Here is a 17,678-nt window from a genome sequence, read left to right on the forward strand (position 1 = left end):
TATAAAAGATGAAACAAATAAGTTTAGCACTACTATTAATCGGAATAAGTTTTAGTTCACTTGCACAATCTGATGTTACTGGAAAGTGGAAAACCATAGATGACGAAACTGGCAAAGAAAAAAGCATCGTAGAAATTTTCGAAAAAGACGGAATGATCTACGGAAAAATCACCAAGCTTTTTAGAGGACCGGATGAAGAGAAAGATCCGATATGTAATGAATGTACAGGAGATCGGAAAAACGAAAAAATCATTGGTATGGAGATTATTAGGGGAATGGAATGGGATGCCGATGATGAAGAATATGAGGAAGGAACTATTATGGACCCTCAAGACGGCAAAGTTTATGATTGCGTTCTGTGGAAAGAGGGTGAAGAATTAAAGGTGAGAGGCTATGTAGCTTTTTTCTATAGAACGCAAACTTGGGAAAAAGTAAATTAATCAATTGGAACTCACATTAGCAGGAGAAAAGTTACTGCTCTCAGAGGATAAAATCATTTATTGGCTCAAAGAGCAAACAGTGTTTATTGCTGATCTCCACTTAGGGAAAACTACTCACTTTCGAAAATCAGGAATTGCAGTTCCAATAGCTATAATTAAGGCTGAAATAAGTCGAATTGAACATATAATTGTAAAATATCGCCCGAAAAGAATTTTCTTTTTGGGCGATTTATTTCATAGCGACTTGAATCATGAATGGAATATTTTCAATGATTTTCTTCAACTTCATTCGTCAATAGAATTTACTCTTATAAAAGGAAACCATGATATTCTTAGTGATAAAGTTTATCAGCTCAGCACCTTGCAGATAGAAAAAGAACCCTTTTATGTAGATCCTTTTGTTTTAACGCATCATCCGCTTGAAAATAATGAAGTTAATAAAAATGAAATGAATCTCTGTGGACACATTCATCCAAGTATAAGCCTAAAAGGGAAAGGAAAATCACATCTTCGCCTAGCATGCTTTTACCTAGAACCAAATACGATGGTTTTACCAGCTTTTGGAAGATTTACTGGTTTAGCAAAGATTAGTCCATCCAAAAAAGGAAATATCTTCGCCGTTTTGAAGAATTCAGTTCAACAGATCGGCTCTAAAGAAGGATAACTCTGTTTTCTTTGGTAGAGCTGTAAGAAATTCGAGATTATTACATTCGAATATTTATAAAAAATTGCGTATTATTATAATAATTTTCAAGTGAAGGGTTACCAAACTCATCTGAGCAGTATTAACCAATGAAATTAACAGACAGTCAAATCATAACGCGCATCAAGTTAGGTGATGAATCTGCTCTAGATTATCTCTATGAGCAGCATTATAAAATGATGTTAAGAATGATTCTCAGAAATAACGGAACAGAGCAAGAGGCTCTGGATGTGTTTCAAGATGCTTTGATTGTGTTTTGGCAAAAAGCAATTGATGTTAATTTCGAACTTACTTCGAAAATAAGTACTTATCTCTACAGTGTTTGCAAAAATTTGTGGAGAAAAGAACTTGAGAGAAAGAAAAAATTTGAAGAAAGTGACAAAGAAGAAAGCGAATTCAACCAATTAGAGAATCAAGAGATGGTGAAAATCATTCATGATTGTATTGGAGAATTGGGAGATTCGTGTAAGCAAATCTTAAGCTATCACTATTTTGACGGCCTTTCCATGGACCAAATAGCTAAGAAAATGGGGCTTGCAAACAGTGATACTGCTAAAACAAAACGTTATAAATGTAAAAAAAGGCTGGATGATTTGATTCGTTCAAGATATAAAGCCAGCGACTTTTTAGACTAAAAATTATGAGTGAAACCAATTATTTTCGCTTAATAGAGGCATATTTTGAAGGAGTTATCACTCCTGCTGAAAAAGCAATGCTTGATGCAAAAATAGAATCGGACCCTTTGGTAAAAGCTGAATTCGATTTACAGCAGCATATTGTGAAAGGAATTTCAAACGCAAGAAAACTGGAATTAAAATCCAGATTAGCAGCAATTGATTTACCGATTAATACAGGGATTTTAGCTGGGAGTGGAGTAAAATGGTTAGCAGGAACCATAGCAGGCGTAACGCTATTTGGAAGTATTCTTTACTGGACCCTCATCTCCTTTGAAAATAATATTAAACCAATTGATATCAAGATCTCGCAGGAGGTTTCTTTTACAACTACTCCCCTCAATAGCTTTCCAGAATTACTCGGGGAGAAAAACGAGATTATTGCTTTTAATAAGACAAAAAGCAGTCCATCTGAACCAACTGCTGTTAAAAAGCAAACTAATTCTGAACTGATAGAAAAAGATGCTACCGCCAAAGTACAGCCACAAGCGCTGATGTCATACGATGATGAGCAGCTTTTTAAAAATCAAAATGATGGGCAATTAGAAAATATTGCGAGTCGTGACATCGCTCATAATAGAGCTGATAAAACAGAAATAGAATTTTTTGAGGCGCTTGAAAAGGAAGGTAATTATCATTATCGCTATTACAATTCTAAGCTCTACTTATACGGTGACTTTAAACAGATGCCTTACCAAATAATTGAACTAAATGATAAAGGTAAAAAACAGTTATTCCTAAGTCATAATAATGAAGTTTATGCGATTAAAGACAATACAACTCAATTAACTGAATTAAGCAAACTCCAAGACGAAATGTTAAAAATGGAAATTCAGCTGATAGTGGAAGACTGAGACAAAAGTTCGTAAAAAATTTAGAAAAGCTTTTCATGAAAATGGGAAGCTTTTTTTCGTTTTTTACCATTTTAATAAGCGAAGCATAAATAAATTCTTATTTTTGAGCTTTCAAATATGAGCAAAGAGAAAAAATACAGAAAGAAGAAAAAATTGGGGCACTATCCTTTCGTTAGCGTCATTTTGAGTATGACCCTAGCACTTTTTATATTAGGTCTGTTTGCACTTTTAATTACCACCACCACCTCACTGACTAAAGTTATTCAGCAGAATGTTGAAATGCAGGTGTATTTAAAATCCAACCTCTCAGAGCCACAACAACTTCGAGTAAGCAAATCACTGGTCTCGAAAGAATATGTTTTAAAAGAAGAAAGCATAGAATCCATTCGTTTCATCTCTAAAAACGAAGCAGCTGAAAAATTCATAGAAGAAACTGGAGAAGACTTTATGCAATTCTTAGGAGATAATCCTTTAAAAGATGCTTACATCGTAAAAATCTCACCTGAATATCATTCTTCTGAAAAAATGAAAGAAGTGCAACAAGATATTGAAAATCTGAATGGCGTTTTTGAGGTGATATATACCAATAATATGGTGCAAAGTATCAATGAAAACATTACTAAAATCAGTATAGTTTTACTAGCTATTTCAATCCTATTATTTATCGTAATCGGAATCCTAATTAACAATACCATTAAATTGGCGCTATTTTCCCAAAGATTTTTAATAAGAAGCATGCAATTAGTAGGTGCCACAAAAGGTTTTATCAGAAAACCCTTTATTTATCGTTCTATATGGCATGGTATAATTTCAGCAATAGTGGCAGCTTCACTGTTATTTGGGCTATTGACTTATGGCAGCGAAAAACTGGAAGGACTTGCCGAACTACAAAATCAACAGATGCTTTTAATTATTTTTGGCGGGCTAATAGTAACTGGAATCTCCATTGCAAGCTTTAGTACATTTAGAGCCATGCAAAAATATATGGCCATGTCTTTAGATGAACTGTATTAAATAGAATAACATTGAGCAACTAATAGCCAGATAATTAAGATAGAATGACGCCTTTTGGTCTCACAAATTATAAACTACCATATAAACACTTTTTATGTCAGAAAAGAAGAAATTAGCATTCGGCAAAAGCAATTATATCTTAATGATTGCAGGAATTTTAACACTTATTATAGGTTTCATCATTATGACTTTGGATTCAGAGCAATATGGCTTTGGGTTTTTAGGATTAACGCTAGGACCTATTATAGTCTTCTTAGGCTTTATTATTGAATTATTTGCTATTCTAAAGAAGCCTAAACAATAAAAATGGGATTACTAGAAGCCATTATCCTTGGAATCATTCAAGGGTTGTCTGAGTTTTTGCCTGTTAGCAGTAGTGGACATCTCGAAATTGGCGCAGTTTTGTTAAATGCACATACATCTGAGAGTTTGCTTTTTTCAGTTTTGGTACACGCTGCTACTGCCCTATCAACTATTATAGTATTCAGAAAAGACATTGGAAATATTCTCAAAGGAATCTTTACATTCAAATGGAATGAATCCTATGACTTCGCTCTAAAAATCATTATATCGATGATTCCAATAGCGATAATTGGGGTGTTTTTTGAGGAGCAGGTTGAAAGCTTTTTTACGGGAAACTTGCTACTAGTGGGTAGCATGCTATTGGTAACAGCTGTGCTGCTAGCTTTTACCCAAACTGTAAAAAATAAAGAGGGTGGAACTGTCCAGTACTGGCAAGCTATTATTATTGGTATTGCACAATCAATTGCTATACTTCCAGGGATTTCTCGGTCAGGTGCCACGATTGCAACAGCATTGCTAATTGGTGTAAATAAAGAAAAAGCAGCAAGATTTTCATTTCTAATGGTCTTAATTCCAATCTTGGGAGCATCGCTTCTTAAAGTAATTGAATATATAGACCAACCAGCCGTTACACAACAAACAGGTGGCTTCGTATTATTTATGGGCTTCCTTATGGCTTTTCTAGCAGGTTTATTTGCCTGCAAAGCAATGATTAAAATAGTTAAAGAGGGGAAATTAATCTATTTCGCTGTCTATTGCGCAATTGTCGGAAGTATAGCTGTCATAAGTCAATTGATATGAGTGAAGTAAACAACGAATATAACGAGGGAAAAGTCCTGCTAATCGATAAGCCGCTTAATTGGACTTCCTTTGATGTAGTCAAGAAACTGAAATTTGCCTTAAAAGTAAAGAAGATAGGCCATGCTGGTACTTTAGATCCTTTGGCGACTGGTTTGCTCATCCTTTGCACTGGAAAAATGACTAAATCCATTGAAAAATATCAGGCCCAAGAAAAAGAGTATACAGGAGAATTCACTTTAGGCTTTACTACTCCGTCCTACGATTTAGAAACAGCTCCTGAATTTCAAAGTGAAACTAGCCACATAAACTTGGAAGATCTAATCAAGGAGGCGTCATATTTCACTGGAGAAATTGAGCAAACACCTCCAATCTTTTCAGCCGTAAAAACCGGAGGAAAACGAGCTTACTCTTTGGCTAGAGAGGGAAAAGAAGTTAAATTAAAGTCTAGGGTTGTAAATATCAGTGAGTTTGAAATTACTGAATTTAAAGAAAATAAGGTTGCTTTTCGTGTTCGTTGCTCAAAAGGAACGTACATTAGGAGTTTAGCGTATGATTTTGGAGAAAAATTAGGTGTAGGTGCCTATTTATCAGCATTACGTAGAACAAAAATCGGTGATTTTTCTGTTGACGATGCTGACAACTTAAATGAATTTGTGAAAAATAAAAAAGTCAACACAAATGATCGTCCATGACGGATATGAAAATTTAGAAGGCATCAAAAATGCAGTAGTCACCATTGGAACATTTGATGGTATTCATCTTGGACATCAAGAAATCATTAGCCGTATTATTGAATTAGCTAAATCGGTGGATGGTGAAACGGCTCTGGTTACTTTCTGGCCACATCCCCGCTATGTTTTAAGTCAAAATCATGATAACTTAAAACTACTCACTACTTTTGATGAAAAAGCTGAAATCTTAGCTCAATTAGGTTTAGACCATATTGTGCGAATAAATTTTACTAAAGAATTTTCTCAATGGACATCTGAAGAATTTATTCAAAAAATTATTATTTCTGCACTACATACTAAGAGATTGGTAATTGGATATGACCATCGATTTGGAAAAGATAGAGAAGGAGGATTTGAACACTTAAAAAAGCACTCAAGTAGATATGGATTTGAAGTTGAGGAGATCTCTAAGCAAACCATTGATGATGTTGGTATAAGTTCTACTAAAATCCGAAATGCCATTGATGCAGGTGAAGTCGAATTAGCCCATGATTTCTTGGGAAGATTTTACGAAATCAATGGTATTGTGGTGAGTGGAGATAAAATTGGCAAAACACTGGGGTTTGCTACAGCTAATATCCAAGTGGAGGAACCCTACAAATTGATTCCTGCTGATGGTGCATATGCTGTGATTGTTCAACTTAAGGGCAAACAATATAAAGGAATGCTAAATATTGGTTACAGGCCAACTGTTGATGGAAAATCGAAGAAAATAGAAGCTAATATTTTTGAGTTCAATGATGAAATTTATGGTGAAAAAATTAAAGTGAATTTTATCAAAAGATTAAGAGATGAAGTAAAATTTGGATCAAAGGAAGAATTAAGCACGCAATTGAAAAAGGATCAAGAAAAAGCAAAGCAAATTCTTAGTCAACATCCTTGAGCAAATTAAATTCGCTAACTTAGGGATAGCATATAATTAATCAGCTTAGTATTAAATAGAAAAACATGATTAATAAAGTAATAAAAAATGCAAGTGAGGCAGTAAAAGATATACCTGATAATGCAGTCCTCATGTTAGGGGGATTTGGATTATGCGGTATTCCTGAAAACAGTATTCAAGCACTTCTGGAAACAAAAGTGAAAGGACTAACCTGCATATCAAATAATGCTGGAGTAGATGATTTTGGTATCGGTCTGCTATTAAAGACTCATCAGGTCAAAAAGATGATTTCTTCATATGTAGGTGAAAACGCAGAATTTGAAAGACAATTATTGTCTGGGGAATTAGATGTCGATCTTATTCCACAGGGTACTTTAGCTGAAAGAGTGAGAGCAGGTGGAGCCGGAATTCCAGCATTTTATACCCCAGCAGGTTTCGGAACGGAGGTAGCAGAAGGAAAAGAAACTCGTGAATTTGATGGAAAGATGTATTTATTAGAGACAGGCTTAATTGCGGATTTTGCTTTGGTAAAAGCCTGGAAAGGAGATACTGCAGGAAACTTGATCTTCAAAGGAACTGCAAGAAATTTCAATCCTCTGATGGCCGCTGCTGGGAAAATTACGATAGCTGAAGTTGAAGAATTAGTTCCCGCTGGTGATCTCAACCCAAATGAAATTCATACTCCAGGGATTTACGTTCAACGTATTTTTGAAGGTAAGAATTATGAGAAAAGAATTGAACAAAGAACTGTAAGATCTTAAGAAATGGCACTAGATAAAATAGGAATAGCAAAAAGAATAGCTCAGGAAGTGCAAGATGGAATGTACATCAATTTAGGTATTGGCATCCCTACTCTTGTGGCAAATTACATTCCCGATGCATTAGATGTAGTATTACAATCCGAAAATGGACTTTTAGGAATAGGGCAATTCCCGACAGAAGAGAAGGTAGATGCTGACCTAATCAATGCAGGGAAGCAAACAATTACTATGCGAGATGGTTCTGTTTTGTTTGATTCTGCTGAAAGCTTTGCCATGATTAGAGGGGGGCATGTGGACTTAACCATACTAGGTGCAATGGAGGTTTCTGAAAATGGAGATATATCAAACTGGAAAATTCCAGGTAAGATGGTAAAAGGTATGGGAGGTGCAATGGACTTAGTTGCTTCTGCTGAAAATATAATTGTTGCCATGCAGCATACTAGTAGAAATGGCGAATCAAAACTTCTTAAGGAATGTAGCTTACCAATTACAGGGTTAAGATGCGTAAAAAAAATTGTAACCAATTTAGCAGTACTAGAGGTACAGCAAGCAGGAGGCTTCAAACTTCTGGAAAGAGCTCCTGGAATTACCGTTGATGAGATTCGAGAAGCAACAGCAGGAAAACTAATTATAGAAGGGGATATTCCCGAAATGAAAATTGATTAATGATGAGAAGTTTTAAAATATTTAATTTAGTACTCATAACCGGATTGTTAATTTTCAATTCTTGTAAAGATAAAAATAACAATTTTGTGTTTCCTTCTATTGAAGAAGATGTCGAGCTTGGAGCCCAAGTTGCTGAACAAATTGAAAATGATCCCGATCAGTTTCCAATTTTAGACGAGTCAGAGTATTCTGACGCTTACACATACTTAAACACCTTACTTGATTACATTTTAACATCTGGAGAAGTGCAATACAAAGAGGAATTTGTCTGGGATATCCATATCATTGAAAATGATTCCGTTCTGAATGCTTTTGCTACGCCTGGTGGGTATTTATATGTTTATACAGGGTTGATTAAGTACTTAGATCAAGAAGACGATTTAATGGGTGTTTTAGGACATGAAGTAGCTCATTCTGATTTACGACATACCTCCAGAAACATCCAGCGACAGTATGGTATTAATTTTATACTGGGTTTGATATCTGGAGAAGATCCAAGTCAACTTGAACAAATTGCAGGTCAAATAGCTGGTACTGCCGCAGGCTTAACTTTTTCTAGAGCATTTGAAGTCGAAGCAGATGAAAGATCAGTGGAATACTTAGCCAATACACCATACGCTTGCAATGGTGCCTATTCCTTCTTTCAAAAGTTATTGGATGAGGGTCAAGCTGGACGTACTCCAGCATTTTTGAGTACTCATCCCAATCCTGAAGATAGAGTAGAAGACATCAACATCAAAGCAGATGAATTAGGCTGTGATACTACTCCTTTAGCCCCTGCTTCATATGAAGATTTCAAAAACATGTTGCCTCAGTAATTAAAAACTTATATATAATAGATTGAATTAGTAAAAATGAAAAAATCGAACATTAATTTCGAAATAGATTTAGATAAAGATAATGTACCTGATAAAATCCATTGGAGCGCTACTGATGCAGGTGAAGAACTAACAGAAACCAAAAGCATTAGCATTTCACTTTGGGATCATGTCCAGAAAAACTCCATGCGAATCGATTTATGGACAAATGACATGCCAGTTGATGAGATGAAAAGGTTCTATATAGATTGCCTAGGAGGAATGGCACAAAGTGTTTTAAATTCCACTGGAGATGAATTCATGGCGCAAGAAATGAATATGCTTTGCGAAAAGTTAGTAAAGCATCTTGAAAAAGAATTGAAGGAACAACAATAAACAGAAGGTGACTCCGGTCACCTTTTTTATTTGATCACATGCCCTGCCAGAATTTTCTGTACTGCGTAAACATCCACTGATTTATTAAATTCTTTCTCAATTCTGGGAGACTGTTGTCCGTGCAACCAGATTTTGAGAAATCCATGAGCGTGAAATGATTTTTTAGAATCCACACTAAAGGAGTCAATATTTGAATATGGCAATGAGATATACTCAATTCCACTGTCATCACCTTTTCTCACTTCAATAAAGATAAGGCGCCTATTAGTGAAAATAAAAGTATCCTCTTCAATTTTAAAACCTACTTCAATTTGTTCACCATCGACAAATAGGCGACCATAATCCTCAATTATTGAAGTGTTCTCTAGAACGCCAGATTTATTTAAAAAATTTGACAATAAGTTCATACTGAATAAGATTACAATAAAATACCAATATCGAATTTTATTTGTCGATAATTAAAGTTTCTCCCAAAATTTCTTATTCGACCAGTTTCATTTTCGAATCTACTCATTTGAATATTCATTCGATTATAAAAAATAAAATCATCAAACAAATTAAAGTTTATACCAAAAGATGTCCATATACCCAAACTATCATTCAAATCGGTCGAGCCTTCAAACTCAAAAAAATCATCGAACGCCCTTACTTCATCAGTACCCGTCCTTCTTCTGTCTAGGTCAAGAAAATAATAGCCATTGGAGAAATAGCTTAATACTACACCTATATTTAAAAATGGTTGAATTTTTTGTTTTTTAAAAACTTTTCCGAAACCTATTCGAAAATCGAATTGATTGAAGTTATAAAAATAGTTAGAAAGGTACTGATTATCGTTTGTACCCAAGCTTGTAAATTCATAACTATATTCATTTCCTATTGAATATTGAGGTGATAATATTAAATAGTAATTATGAATTTCTCTTAACCTAAAATTAAAATCTACCCCAAAAGCGAAATTATAATCATTTAATTCAATTTCTCTAGTTAATGCGTTACCTGGCGCTGTAATAAATTTCGTGAAAGCTGTTGAAGTAAATCCTCCTAAAAAGACGCCATAACTTATTTTACCATCGAAATCAGTTCTTTGAACAACAACATCATATTTATAGTCTCTACAAATATGATATTCCTCCAATAACTTTACTAATTCTCTATAAGCTAAATCAGTTTCTATTATTTTATCATACAAGCTAAAACATTCACTCATTAATACACTTAAAATTGAAATATATTCTCGATTGAATTTTTGAAGTATTTTTCCCTCTTCATTTTTCCTATAACTCGTAGTATTTATTAATTTAAACAGCTTATCATTCTTTTCAAGAAAAAAATTTCCTCCAAAGCGATACAAATTTAAATTCCCTGTAAATAGAACTTCAAGTAGTTTATAGTCGTTGACTTTATTTGCATCTGGTAATAATCTTTTATAGTATAAATTTCCTTGGAGATCCCTATATGAGGATATATCTTGAATTCTGTAGAAGATAGCTTTTGAATTTTTATCCGGTTTTAAATATAATCCTTGCTCAATGTGTATAACCTTGGAAGTGTTTGAGATAAATCCATAAATTGTATCCTTCGATTCTGTCACCAGAAATTCTTTAGTATACTGATTTTGAGAATATAAATTAAAGGTAGTTAAAATTGAAAATAGAACTATTGAAATGGTATACTTCATGAAATCGACTAATAAATTGTACTTTAATTTAATTAAACTAGAGTCTTAAAATTTCAGAAAACGAGTTTTTCGTTATTAAAATCCAATACCAAAAATAAATTGATACTGTTGATGATTGGCTTTTTTATTAGCGCTTTTCATTTCTCGGTCAGGACTAGAAAAATATATAAATTGAAAAACAAATTTGCTAAATAAATTCATTTCCTCAAATAATTTATGATTTACTCGTCTTGCAAACCAATAAACAAAATTCTAATCAAGAATTAATTATGGAATAAAAGGTTTACTTTTTAGATACTGCAAAAAGCCACAATTGCGTTTCCTGCATCTCACTAAAATTATCGTCTGAAATGAATAGTAAACTCTTATCACCATTTGGGAAATCTGGGCCAAAGGTCATTCCCTCAATATTATCGATCTTTAAATCATAATCTGAGAAATCTATTAATAGTTTTTTAGAAACAAACTCATAGGTCCAATTTTGCAATGCCAGAACACTCTTAATATCCGTAGCATTTGTAGTTTCAATTTCAAAAAGTTTCACAAAGTTGCCCACTCCCTCTATGTAAGATCTTTCCAAGACCCACAATCTATGATCATCTATATACATAATTTCAGGAACTGAATTTATATAAAACCCATCAGAAGGATCAGGTTCAACACCCAACGAACTTAGATTATAGGCATACTGATTTAGAACACTACCGTTTTTGACATCCTGCCTAACCAACCGAATAGGATATGACCCCTTAATAAAGCCGGGAACTCCACCATCTTCTTTAATCGGTAATTCATTTGCATACCAAATAATTGTGTCATTTTCTATCGTTAAGCTTTCGAATCCTCCATTTTCTCTCAAGCCCTTATCTTTATTAAAGCTAAAAATCTCAGGTATGTTAACCTCTGAAATCATTTTTCCATTCGTTGTCATCTCCCATACAAATGGATCAATCCAATCCTGAGTTCTACCACCTTCACTAGAATAAAAATACGTATTTGAAGAGGACCTAAAGACAATCGATTCTGGATCTAGCTCATCTTGTTCAAATAGTTCGCCCCCTCTATCCTTTAAAAAAACAGTTCGTTTAAAAGAATAATCAATAAATCCCGATGCATCATGATTAATTACCATCTCATAAATTCTTGCTGGAGAATATTCTGATCGATCATCTGATATGACTACAAATTGATTACCTCCTAAATAATCAATTGATGAAAGCCCTCCTACGATAGTGCTATCGATAAGCTGGTCGCTATCAATTGTGATTTTATCTACTAACCGAATTGAAAGAGTTGGTTTTGAGTGTTTTTTATCAGACTTAGTGCATGAAGATCCTAAAATAAAAAGTACCAATAAACAACTAAAGAGATGTTTTAACATAAAATTGACTGCCCCGTAAAAAATATTTTTGCAAAATAATACAAAATAAATGCCTAGAAGCTTTTTAAAGTCACTTTTTACTAATAATTCAATTATTTACCATTGCTTCATTACAAATTAAATATACAAAGCCATAGTTATTGAAAATAAAAGAAGTAGCTTTGTGAAAATTAAAATTATTATAATGAATAAAGGAACAGTAAAATTCTTTAATGATTCAAAAGGATTTGGATTTATTATTGACGAAAGCACACAACAAGATTATTTCGTACATGTATCAGGTCTAATTGATGACATTAGAGAAAATGATGAAGTAGTTTACGAACTTCAAGACGGAAAAAAAGGTTTAAATGCAGTGAATGTGAAATTAGCTTAATTGATAAATATACATTTTAAGATCATTTAATTGAATTAAGGTTTCTCAGATTTGAGAAACCTTTTTTTATGCCTATATATTACAACTATTTCAAATCCAAAACCTGATAAAGAGCCCAGAGTAGATTTAATACTGAGAGATAAATTCAATTTATCTAAACATAGGAAATTACATTGAGTTAAATAAGCACAAGAAAAACTTTAGATATGAACTGGAACGATGTAATCAAATTCGCAAATAATGGCAGCCCTGAGCCACCAAAGAGGATTGAAAAAACGGATGATGAGTGGAAATCTATTCTTACAGTGGAAGAGTATCAGGTTGCTAGAAAGAAAGGCACAGAGCGAGCCTTCTCAGGGGAATATTGTGAAGCTCATGAAGCAGGCCAGTACGCTTGTAGGTGTTGTGATACTACCTTATTTGATTCTACACTCAAGTTTGATTCAAGTTCAGGTTGGCCTAGTTTTACTGAACCCTTTGAAAATAACGTAATCAAATACGAAAAAGACGAAAGTTTTGGGATGGTTCGAGTTGAAGTATTATGCAATATTTGTGATGCACATTTAGGCCATGTTTTTCCCGATGGACCAGAACCTACAGGACTGCGATACTGCATTAATTCGGCATCGATAAAACTTAAACATTAACTATCTGATTAGATTTACAAAAGCAGTTCCTAGATTATCAGCAACAATCTTTTTGTATGTGACACTTTCCTTAAATTCAGGAGTAAGGAATTCTTTCCATATTAATTGCCAATCACTTCCTTTGGGAAAAATAAAGCCAAGCTGATCCTCTAATTCATTTAAAGGAACTGGATGTCTGGTAACGTTCATTTTCTTTCTAACAGCATCGAAATATTCGGTGAAGTCAATTAAAGTAAAATATTTAGCATCGCTTCTTAGTTTGGCATTGACTTCACTACCCGAATTAGCATATTCAATGGTTAAGTTAGGGAAATACTCACTTGCTATTGTCTTTAAATATTGTTCATGGGTTGAGCCTTTTATAATCACTGCCTTGTATCCTTCAAAATTTGATGACATATCGGAAAAATCTCGTAATGTTTCAGCATTTTGATTTGATAATAGAACAGAAGGATTATTCATATAGGAAGGGCTAAAACCAAGGTAGTTTTTACGCTCGCTCGTAATGCTGGTGTTGCAAACTCCCATTATATCCTTACTTTTTCTTACCGTATTTATAAAATCGGTAAAGACAGGAATCTTCTTTTCAAACCTGAAATTAAGCGATACATTATGCTTTTCGCTAACATAAGCTTTAAATTCATTCATTATATCAATGCATACTCCCTGCATTTTGCCGTTCTCTTCAAATACTAGCCCTGGCGTCTCATAATAAACGCAAGTTAAATCACCTTTTCCAGCATTCTTGACAGTTGACCAACTGCTGCCAGTTATCTGACTAAACCCTATTGAGATGTTAAACACAACTAAAAAAGTAAATAAGGAAGAATAGAATTTCATAATCATATAGTTTTCAAACGACTAAATATAATGAAATGTACAGGTAATATCAAGATTAAATTTAAGCGTGTCTAATTCCCATTAAATCCAGTTCTGGAATATATTGAAGATTCTCTTTTTGAATGGAATCAGGCACAAAGACAAATTTCTTATCAAAGATCTGATTAAGGATGTAGTAGCTTACCCAATATTCATTGTTGAGTTGAAATAGTTCTGGCTGAATAGGTTCAATTCTAGCGTAACTCTGCTCTTCAACTTTCCCAATCTTGTGTCTCAAAATTGACGTTTCTTTGGTTTCTCCCTCAATAGTACCATAGCCTTTAGAGGTAATCAGGACAGTCTCTAACTCAATATGATTTTTATTAATCAAATAGACATCCCATAGAGCTTGTCCTTCTTTTTCAATTTTAGTCACAACTAGTTCAACACCTGTAGCAGTAGAAAAATCAATGTCTTTTTTCATAAATAGTTGATTTATATCATTTTATAATTATATCCTTTATATTAACCCGTAAAAACTGTGATTATAATTCGACTTATTTGGATAGTATTCGCGCTTAAAATTAGATTCTAAACTCAGCCTTTATTCTAATAGCTTCATTTCAAATAAATTAGCTATATGCTTCTTTAATTTATCACTAACCTCAAACATATCTTGCTTTTCACCAAGCTCTGCTTCCATGGATGTAACTGCCTTATCATCGATTCCACAAGGAATAATATTTTTGAAATAATTAAGATCTGTGTTCACATTAAAAGCAAAGCCATGCATGGTTACCCAACGACTAGACTTAACACCTAAAGCACATATCTTACGTGGATTCTCAGCACCTTCTTCATAGTCTATCCAAACGCCCGTTAACCCTTTTATCCGCCCTGATTCGATCCCATATTCGTTCAAGGTCAGTATTACCGCTTCCTCCAACAATCTTAAATATTTATGAATATCAGTAAAGAAATTATCTAGATCAAGTATGGGATACCCTACGATTTGACCAGGTCCATGATAGGTAATATCCCCTCCCCTGTTAATTTTATAATACGTTGCTTTCTTTTCTTTCAGGCCTCTCTCATCTAAAAGTAAGTGCTCTTCTGAACCACTTTTTCCTAATGTGTAAACATGCGGATGCTCCAACAAAATCAAATAATTAGGAGTAATTTGATGATCATTTTCCTCTATTTTCCTGTTGGCTGTTTTGATTTCAATGGTTTGCAAAAATAACTCTTCTTGGTAGTCCCAAGCTTCCTTATAATCCATCATTCCTAATGAGAGAACTTTTGTACTTTTGTTTAGCTTAAAATTCACTACCTATTCTGCTAATTTATTTTTTAAAAAATCTATACTTTTAACAGGGAATGGATCAATTTGGTTTTCCTCTGCTAAATAAAAACTAATCCAATCTATCAAATGAATAAAATAATATAATTGCTGACTGAAGCTTTTACCCTTTGCATGAAGTTCCAACACTTCTGCCTTATCCTTAATGATGGATTTACTAATATCCATCCTTTTTTGATTTCTTTTATGGTCAAAATCGGAACGCAAAATTATAGCTTTCGATTTCTTGATATGCTCTTTTGGAAACACCCATCCCACTAATTCATTATGATTTAATTCTGGAAAAACATTTGCATGTGAAAGCTGCTTGCTATTTTCTGCCAATTGCTGTTGAAAGCGCAATACTGCAGGAAAAAACTTCTGATCGGCATATAGAAATGTGAAATAGCCATGAATATCTTTAGCAATACTCTTTGCCTCTTTTTGGATATATTCTTGATACTCCTCCAGTAGCGCTACACTAGCTTTCAATTCATCTGAAACTTGCAGTTCTTTGCAATACCCTAATTTGTACAACAACATTAATATTGCCACAGAAGGATACGCTAGACCCGCACGCGGACTTCCTGACTCTCCTGAAAAATTATATTGTGGAAAATTCTCTTGATCAGAAATCTCTTTCAGCTTTCCGCCAGTCGTAATAGAAAAGATGTGCTTAGTTTTCTTCCTCGCATGATCTAGCAAAGTTAAAGTTTCTTCGGTGTTTCCACTATAAGAGCAAGCTATAAATAAGGTACTGCTATTTACCCAAAAAGGAAGATTATAACCTTGAACCAAAGTAATGGGAAGGTTACAATAATCCTCCACTATACTTTTCACAAGATTTACTCCAATTCCAGAGCCTCCCATTCCACTAATAGCTATATGTTGAATATCAGCTTTTGATATATCAGAAGAGTTGATTTGTTTTGCTAATTCCAGCGCTTCTCTCAATTGGGCAGGAAAAGTTTTTATTAAATTTATCACAGTGATATTAAGTTCGTTTTATTAATTTACAAATATAATATTAGATTGATACCATACGCGTGAATACAAAAAAAATAGGTGACAAAGGTGAAGATTTTGCCGTAAATATTTTAGAATCGAAAGGATATGAGATTTTGGAGCGAAATTATCGATTCAAAAGAGCCGAAATTGACATAATTGCATTGCATCAGAATTTACTCATTTTCATTGAAGTCAAAACTTTGAATTCTTTTAATCATGGTTATCCCGAAGAACGGGTCAATCAATCCAAAATTGATAAATTAATGGAAGCGGCAGAAAATTATATTTATGCAATAAATTGGCAAAAAGATATTCGCTTTGACATTCTCAGTATAAAACTAAATGAACCAGCTAAATATCTGCACATCGAAGACGCCTTCTATTAACCTAAGGTAACCAAAAATCAAATACAATTTTATTCATGCAATCAAAATGATCTTTAGGACATTTCTGAAAACCTATTTTTGAGCACGGTCTGCAATTTACCTTTGTATTTTCCAGTATAGTAAACTTTGTTTTATAAGGATACATCCCAAACATAGGGATGGTATTACCCCAGATACAAAAAATATTTTTCTTAAAGGCTGCAGCAATATGCATCAGACCTGTATCATGAGTAAAAACATAGGTGGCATTTTTCACCAAAGATGCAGACTGGTTCAAGTTAAATTTCCCACAGGCATTAAAAATCTTTGCTTTTTTCCCCATCTCTGTTAGCTTTTCCTCATACGGGGCTGAATGCTTTGTTTGTTCAAAAAACTTCTCCACTTCATCCCCCATTTCTGCATCATCAGCACCTCCCACTAAGATTATGGGTTTGTTGATTTTATCACATAGCTCTATCATACGATTAAACGGCAGCTTTTTGGTATTGTACTGGGCTCCTATAACATAAGCTACATACTCTTGTTGGTGAGTCTCAGGTAGCCAATCCTTCTCTACCTCATCTTTTTCAGGAATAAAATAATCTAACCCAAACTGATCTTTTTTAACACCTAATTCTGAAGCTGCTTCTAAATAGCGATCTACTATATGTTGATTTGGCAGCTTATCGACTTTCATATTTACCATCAACCATTTTTCCCAATTTAATTTATGGAAAGCTTTTGATGGTTTATTTAATCTCAACTTGATGATTTTGGTTCTCAAATTATTGTGAAGATCAACTATGTAATCAAATTTTTCCAATTTTAGCTGCGTAACTAAATCGCTTAAACTATCCTCCAGTTGGTGTACCTTATCCACGTAAGGATTGTTTTCTAGCATATCTGCAAAGCTTGTCTTGGTCGCAAAATGCACCTCAACATCAGCAAGCTGTAACTTAATAGCTCTAATGACAGGAGTGGTCAACACAATATCACCGATAGAGGAAAATCTAAGAATTAGTACTTTTTTAACTTTTTTCAA

The 17,678-nt window shown here is 33.8% G+C and carries 24 protein-coding genes; 16 read left to right on the forward strand and 8 right to left on the reverse strand.

The window, feature by feature from the left end; translation table 11 throughout:
• Positions 1-8 precede the first annotated feature (8 nt).
• From B9Y84_RS04545 to gldC, 13 genes are all read left to right on the forward strand, one after another.
• Entirely contained in the window at positions 9-440 is a 432-nt protein-coding gene (locus tag B9Y84_RS04545) for a DUF2147 domain-containing protein (RefSeq protein ID WP_085515889.1), read from the forward strand.
• 4 nt (positions 441-444) lie between these two features.
• A complete protein-coding gene (pdeM, locus tag B9Y84_RS04550) occupies positions 445-1,104 on the forward strand; it encodes a ligase-associated DNA damage response endonuclease PdeM (RefSeq protein ID WP_176223711.1) in 660 nt (219 codons plus the stop codon).
• 128 nt (positions 1,105-1,232) lie between these two features.
• Complete coding sequence (locus B9Y84_RS04555; protein WP_085515891.1) at positions 1,233-1,778, forward strand: RNA polymerase sigma factor; 546 nt, start codon at positions 1,233-1,235, stop codon at positions 1,776-1,778.
• 5 nt (positions 1,779-1,783) lie between these two features.
• Entirely contained in the window at positions 1,784-2,671 is an 888-nt protein-coding gene (locus B9Y84_RS04560) for a hypothetical protein (RefSeq protein WP_085515892.1), read from the forward strand.
• Positions 2,672-2,788: 117 nt separating this feature from the next.
• Positions 2,789-3,685: a cell division protein FtsX gene (locus B9Y84_RS04565; RefSeq protein WP_085515893.1), complete on the forward strand. Its 897-nt coding sequence runs from the start codon at positions 2,789-2,791 to the stop codon at positions 3,683-3,685.
• Positions 3,686-3,779: 94 nt separating this feature from the next.
• Positions 3,780-3,989 carry a DUF3098 domain-containing protein gene (locus B9Y84_RS04570; protein ID WP_085515894.1) on the forward strand — a complete coding sequence of 70 codons (210 nt, stop codon included), beginning with the start codon at positions 3,780-3,782 and terminating at the stop codon, positions 3,987-3,989.
• A gap of 2 nt (positions 3,990-3,991) precedes the next feature.
• Positions 3,992-4,789 (forward strand): undecaprenyl-diphosphate phosphatase, encoded by a 798-nt coding sequence (locus tag B9Y84_RS04575; protein ID WP_085515895.1) that lies wholly within the window; start codon positions 3,992-3,994, stop codon positions 4,787-4,789.
• Positions 4,786-5,481 (forward strand): tRNA pseudouridine(55) synthase TruB, encoded by a 696-nt coding sequence (gene truB, locus B9Y84_RS04580; RefSeq protein WP_085515896.1) that lies wholly within the window; start codon positions 4,786-4,788, stop codon positions 5,479-5,481. The genes B9Y84_RS04575 and truB overlap by 4 nt, the downstream gene beginning before the upstream one ends.
• The gene (locus B9Y84_RS04585; protein ID WP_085515897.1) at positions 5,468-6,403 is read left to right on the forward strand and encodes a bifunctional riboflavin kinase/FAD synthetase; all 936 of its coding nucleotides are present in this window, start codon (positions 5,468-5,470) and stop codon (positions 6,401-6,403) included. Before truB ends, B9Y84_RS04585 begins: the two co-directional genes overlap by 14 nt.
• A 65-nt stretch (positions 6,404-6,468) precedes the next feature.
• Positions 6,469-7,164, forward strand: a complete 696-nt coding sequence (locus B9Y84_RS04590) for a CoA transferase subunit A (RefSeq protein WP_085515898.1) — start codon at positions 6,469-6,471, stop codon at positions 7,162-7,164.
• 3 nt (positions 7,165-7,167) lie between these two features.
• A complete protein-coding gene (locus B9Y84_RS04595) occupies positions 7,168-7,830 on the forward strand; it encodes a 3-oxoacid CoA-transferase subunit B (protein WP_085515899.1) in 663 nt (220 codons plus the stop codon).
• Between the two features lie 2 nt (positions 7,831-7,832).
• A complete protein-coding gene (locus tag B9Y84_RS04600) occupies positions 7,833-8,648 on the forward strand; it encodes a M48 family metalloprotease (RefSeq protein WP_085516042.1) in 816 nt (271 codons plus the stop codon).
• A gap of 36 nt (positions 8,649-8,684) precedes the next feature.
• Positions 8,685-9,023, forward strand: a complete 339-nt coding sequence (gldC, locus tag B9Y84_RS04605; RefSeq protein ID WP_085515900.1) for a gliding motility protein GldC — start codon at positions 8,685-8,687, stop codon at positions 9,021-9,023.
• Positions 9,024-9,049: 26 nt separating this feature from the next.
• On the opposite strand, the gene B9Y84_RS04610 is transcribed toward gldC, so the two are convergent.
• From B9Y84_RS04610 to B9Y84_RS04620, 3 genes are all read right to left on the reverse strand, one after another.
• Positions 9,050-9,430 carry a PH domain-containing protein gene (locus B9Y84_RS04610; RefSeq protein WP_085515901.1) on the reverse strand — a complete coding sequence of 127 codons (381 nt, stop codon included), beginning with the start codon at positions 9,428-9,430 and terminating at the stop codon, positions 9,050-9,052.
• A gap of 11 nt (positions 9,431-9,441) precedes the next feature.
• A complete protein-coding gene (locus B9Y84_RS04615) occupies positions 9,442-10,701 on the reverse strand; it encodes a hypothetical protein (RefSeq protein ID WP_085515902.1) in 1,260 nt (419 codons plus the stop codon).
• 283 nt (positions 10,702-10,984) lie between these two features.
• Complete coding sequence (locus B9Y84_RS04620; RefSeq protein ID WP_085515903.1) at positions 10,985-12,082, reverse strand: esterase-like activity of phytase family protein; 1,098 nt, start codon at positions 12,080-12,082, stop codon at positions 10,985-10,987.
• Between the two features lie 184 nt (positions 12,083-12,266).
• On the opposite strand from B9Y84_RS04620, the gene B9Y84_RS04625 reads away from it, so the two are divergent.
• Together B9Y84_RS04625 and msrB are read left to right on the forward strand one after the other, a co-directional pair.
• Positions 12,267-12,458, forward strand: coding sequence for a cold-shock protein (locus B9Y84_RS04625; RefSeq protein ID WP_013452942.1), 192 nt, complete (start codon positions 12,267-12,269; stop codon positions 12,456-12,458).
• 206 nt (positions 12,459-12,664) lie between these two features.
• Positions 12,665-13,105 (forward strand): peptide-methionine (R)-S-oxide reductase MsrB, encoded by a 441-nt coding sequence (gene msrB, locus B9Y84_RS04630; RefSeq protein ID WP_085515904.1) that lies wholly within the window; start codon positions 12,665-12,667, stop codon positions 13,103-13,105.
• Here msrB and B9Y84_RS04635 read toward each other — a convergent pair whose 3' ends face one another.
• From B9Y84_RS04635 to B9Y84_RS04650, 4 genes are all read right to left on the reverse strand, one after another.
• Positions 13,106-13,945, reverse strand: a complete 840-nt coding sequence (locus tag B9Y84_RS04635; protein WP_176223713.1) for a substrate-binding periplasmic protein — start codon at positions 13,943-13,945, stop codon at positions 13,106-13,108.
• 61 nt (positions 13,946-14,006) lie between these two features.
• Positions 14,007-14,408 (reverse strand): hypothetical protein, encoded by a 402-nt coding sequence (locus tag B9Y84_RS04640; protein ID WP_085515906.1) that lies wholly within the window; start codon positions 14,406-14,408, stop codon positions 14,007-14,009.
• Between the two features lie 120 nt (positions 14,409-14,528).
• On the reverse strand, positions 14,529-15,251 hold the full coding sequence (lipB, locus tag B9Y84_RS04645; RefSeq protein WP_085515907.1) for a lipoyl(octanoyl) transferase LipB: 723 nt from the start codon (positions 15,249-15,251) through the stop codon (positions 14,529-14,531).
• Positions 15,252-15,254: 3 nt separating this feature from the next.
• Positions 15,255-16,250 (reverse strand): bifunctional phosphoglucose/phosphomannose isomerase, encoded by a 996-nt coding sequence (locus B9Y84_RS04650; protein WP_176223714.1) that lies wholly within the window; start codon positions 16,248-16,250, stop codon positions 15,255-15,257.
• A gap of 59 nt (positions 16,251-16,309) precedes the next feature.
• Between B9Y84_RS04650 and B9Y84_RS04655 the strand changes: the two genes are divergently transcribed.
• A complete protein-coding gene (locus B9Y84_RS04655; protein ID WP_085515909.1) occupies positions 16,310-16,657 on the forward strand; it encodes a YraN family protein in 348 nt (115 codons plus the stop codon).
• Position 16,658: 1 nt separating this feature from the next.
• Here the strand turns inward: B9Y84_RS04655 and B9Y84_RS04660 are convergent, their stop codons facing one another.
• Positions 16,659-17,678, reverse strand: a complete 1,020-nt coding sequence (locus tag B9Y84_RS04660) for a glycosyltransferase family 9 protein (protein WP_085515910.1) — start codon at positions 17,676-17,678, stop codon at positions 16,659-16,661.

The organism is Marivirga sericea, assembly GCF_900177665.1.
GTDB classification, from domain to species: domain Bacteria; phylum Bacteroidota; class Bacteroidia; order Cytophagales; family Cyclobacteriaceae; genus Marivirga; species Marivirga sericea.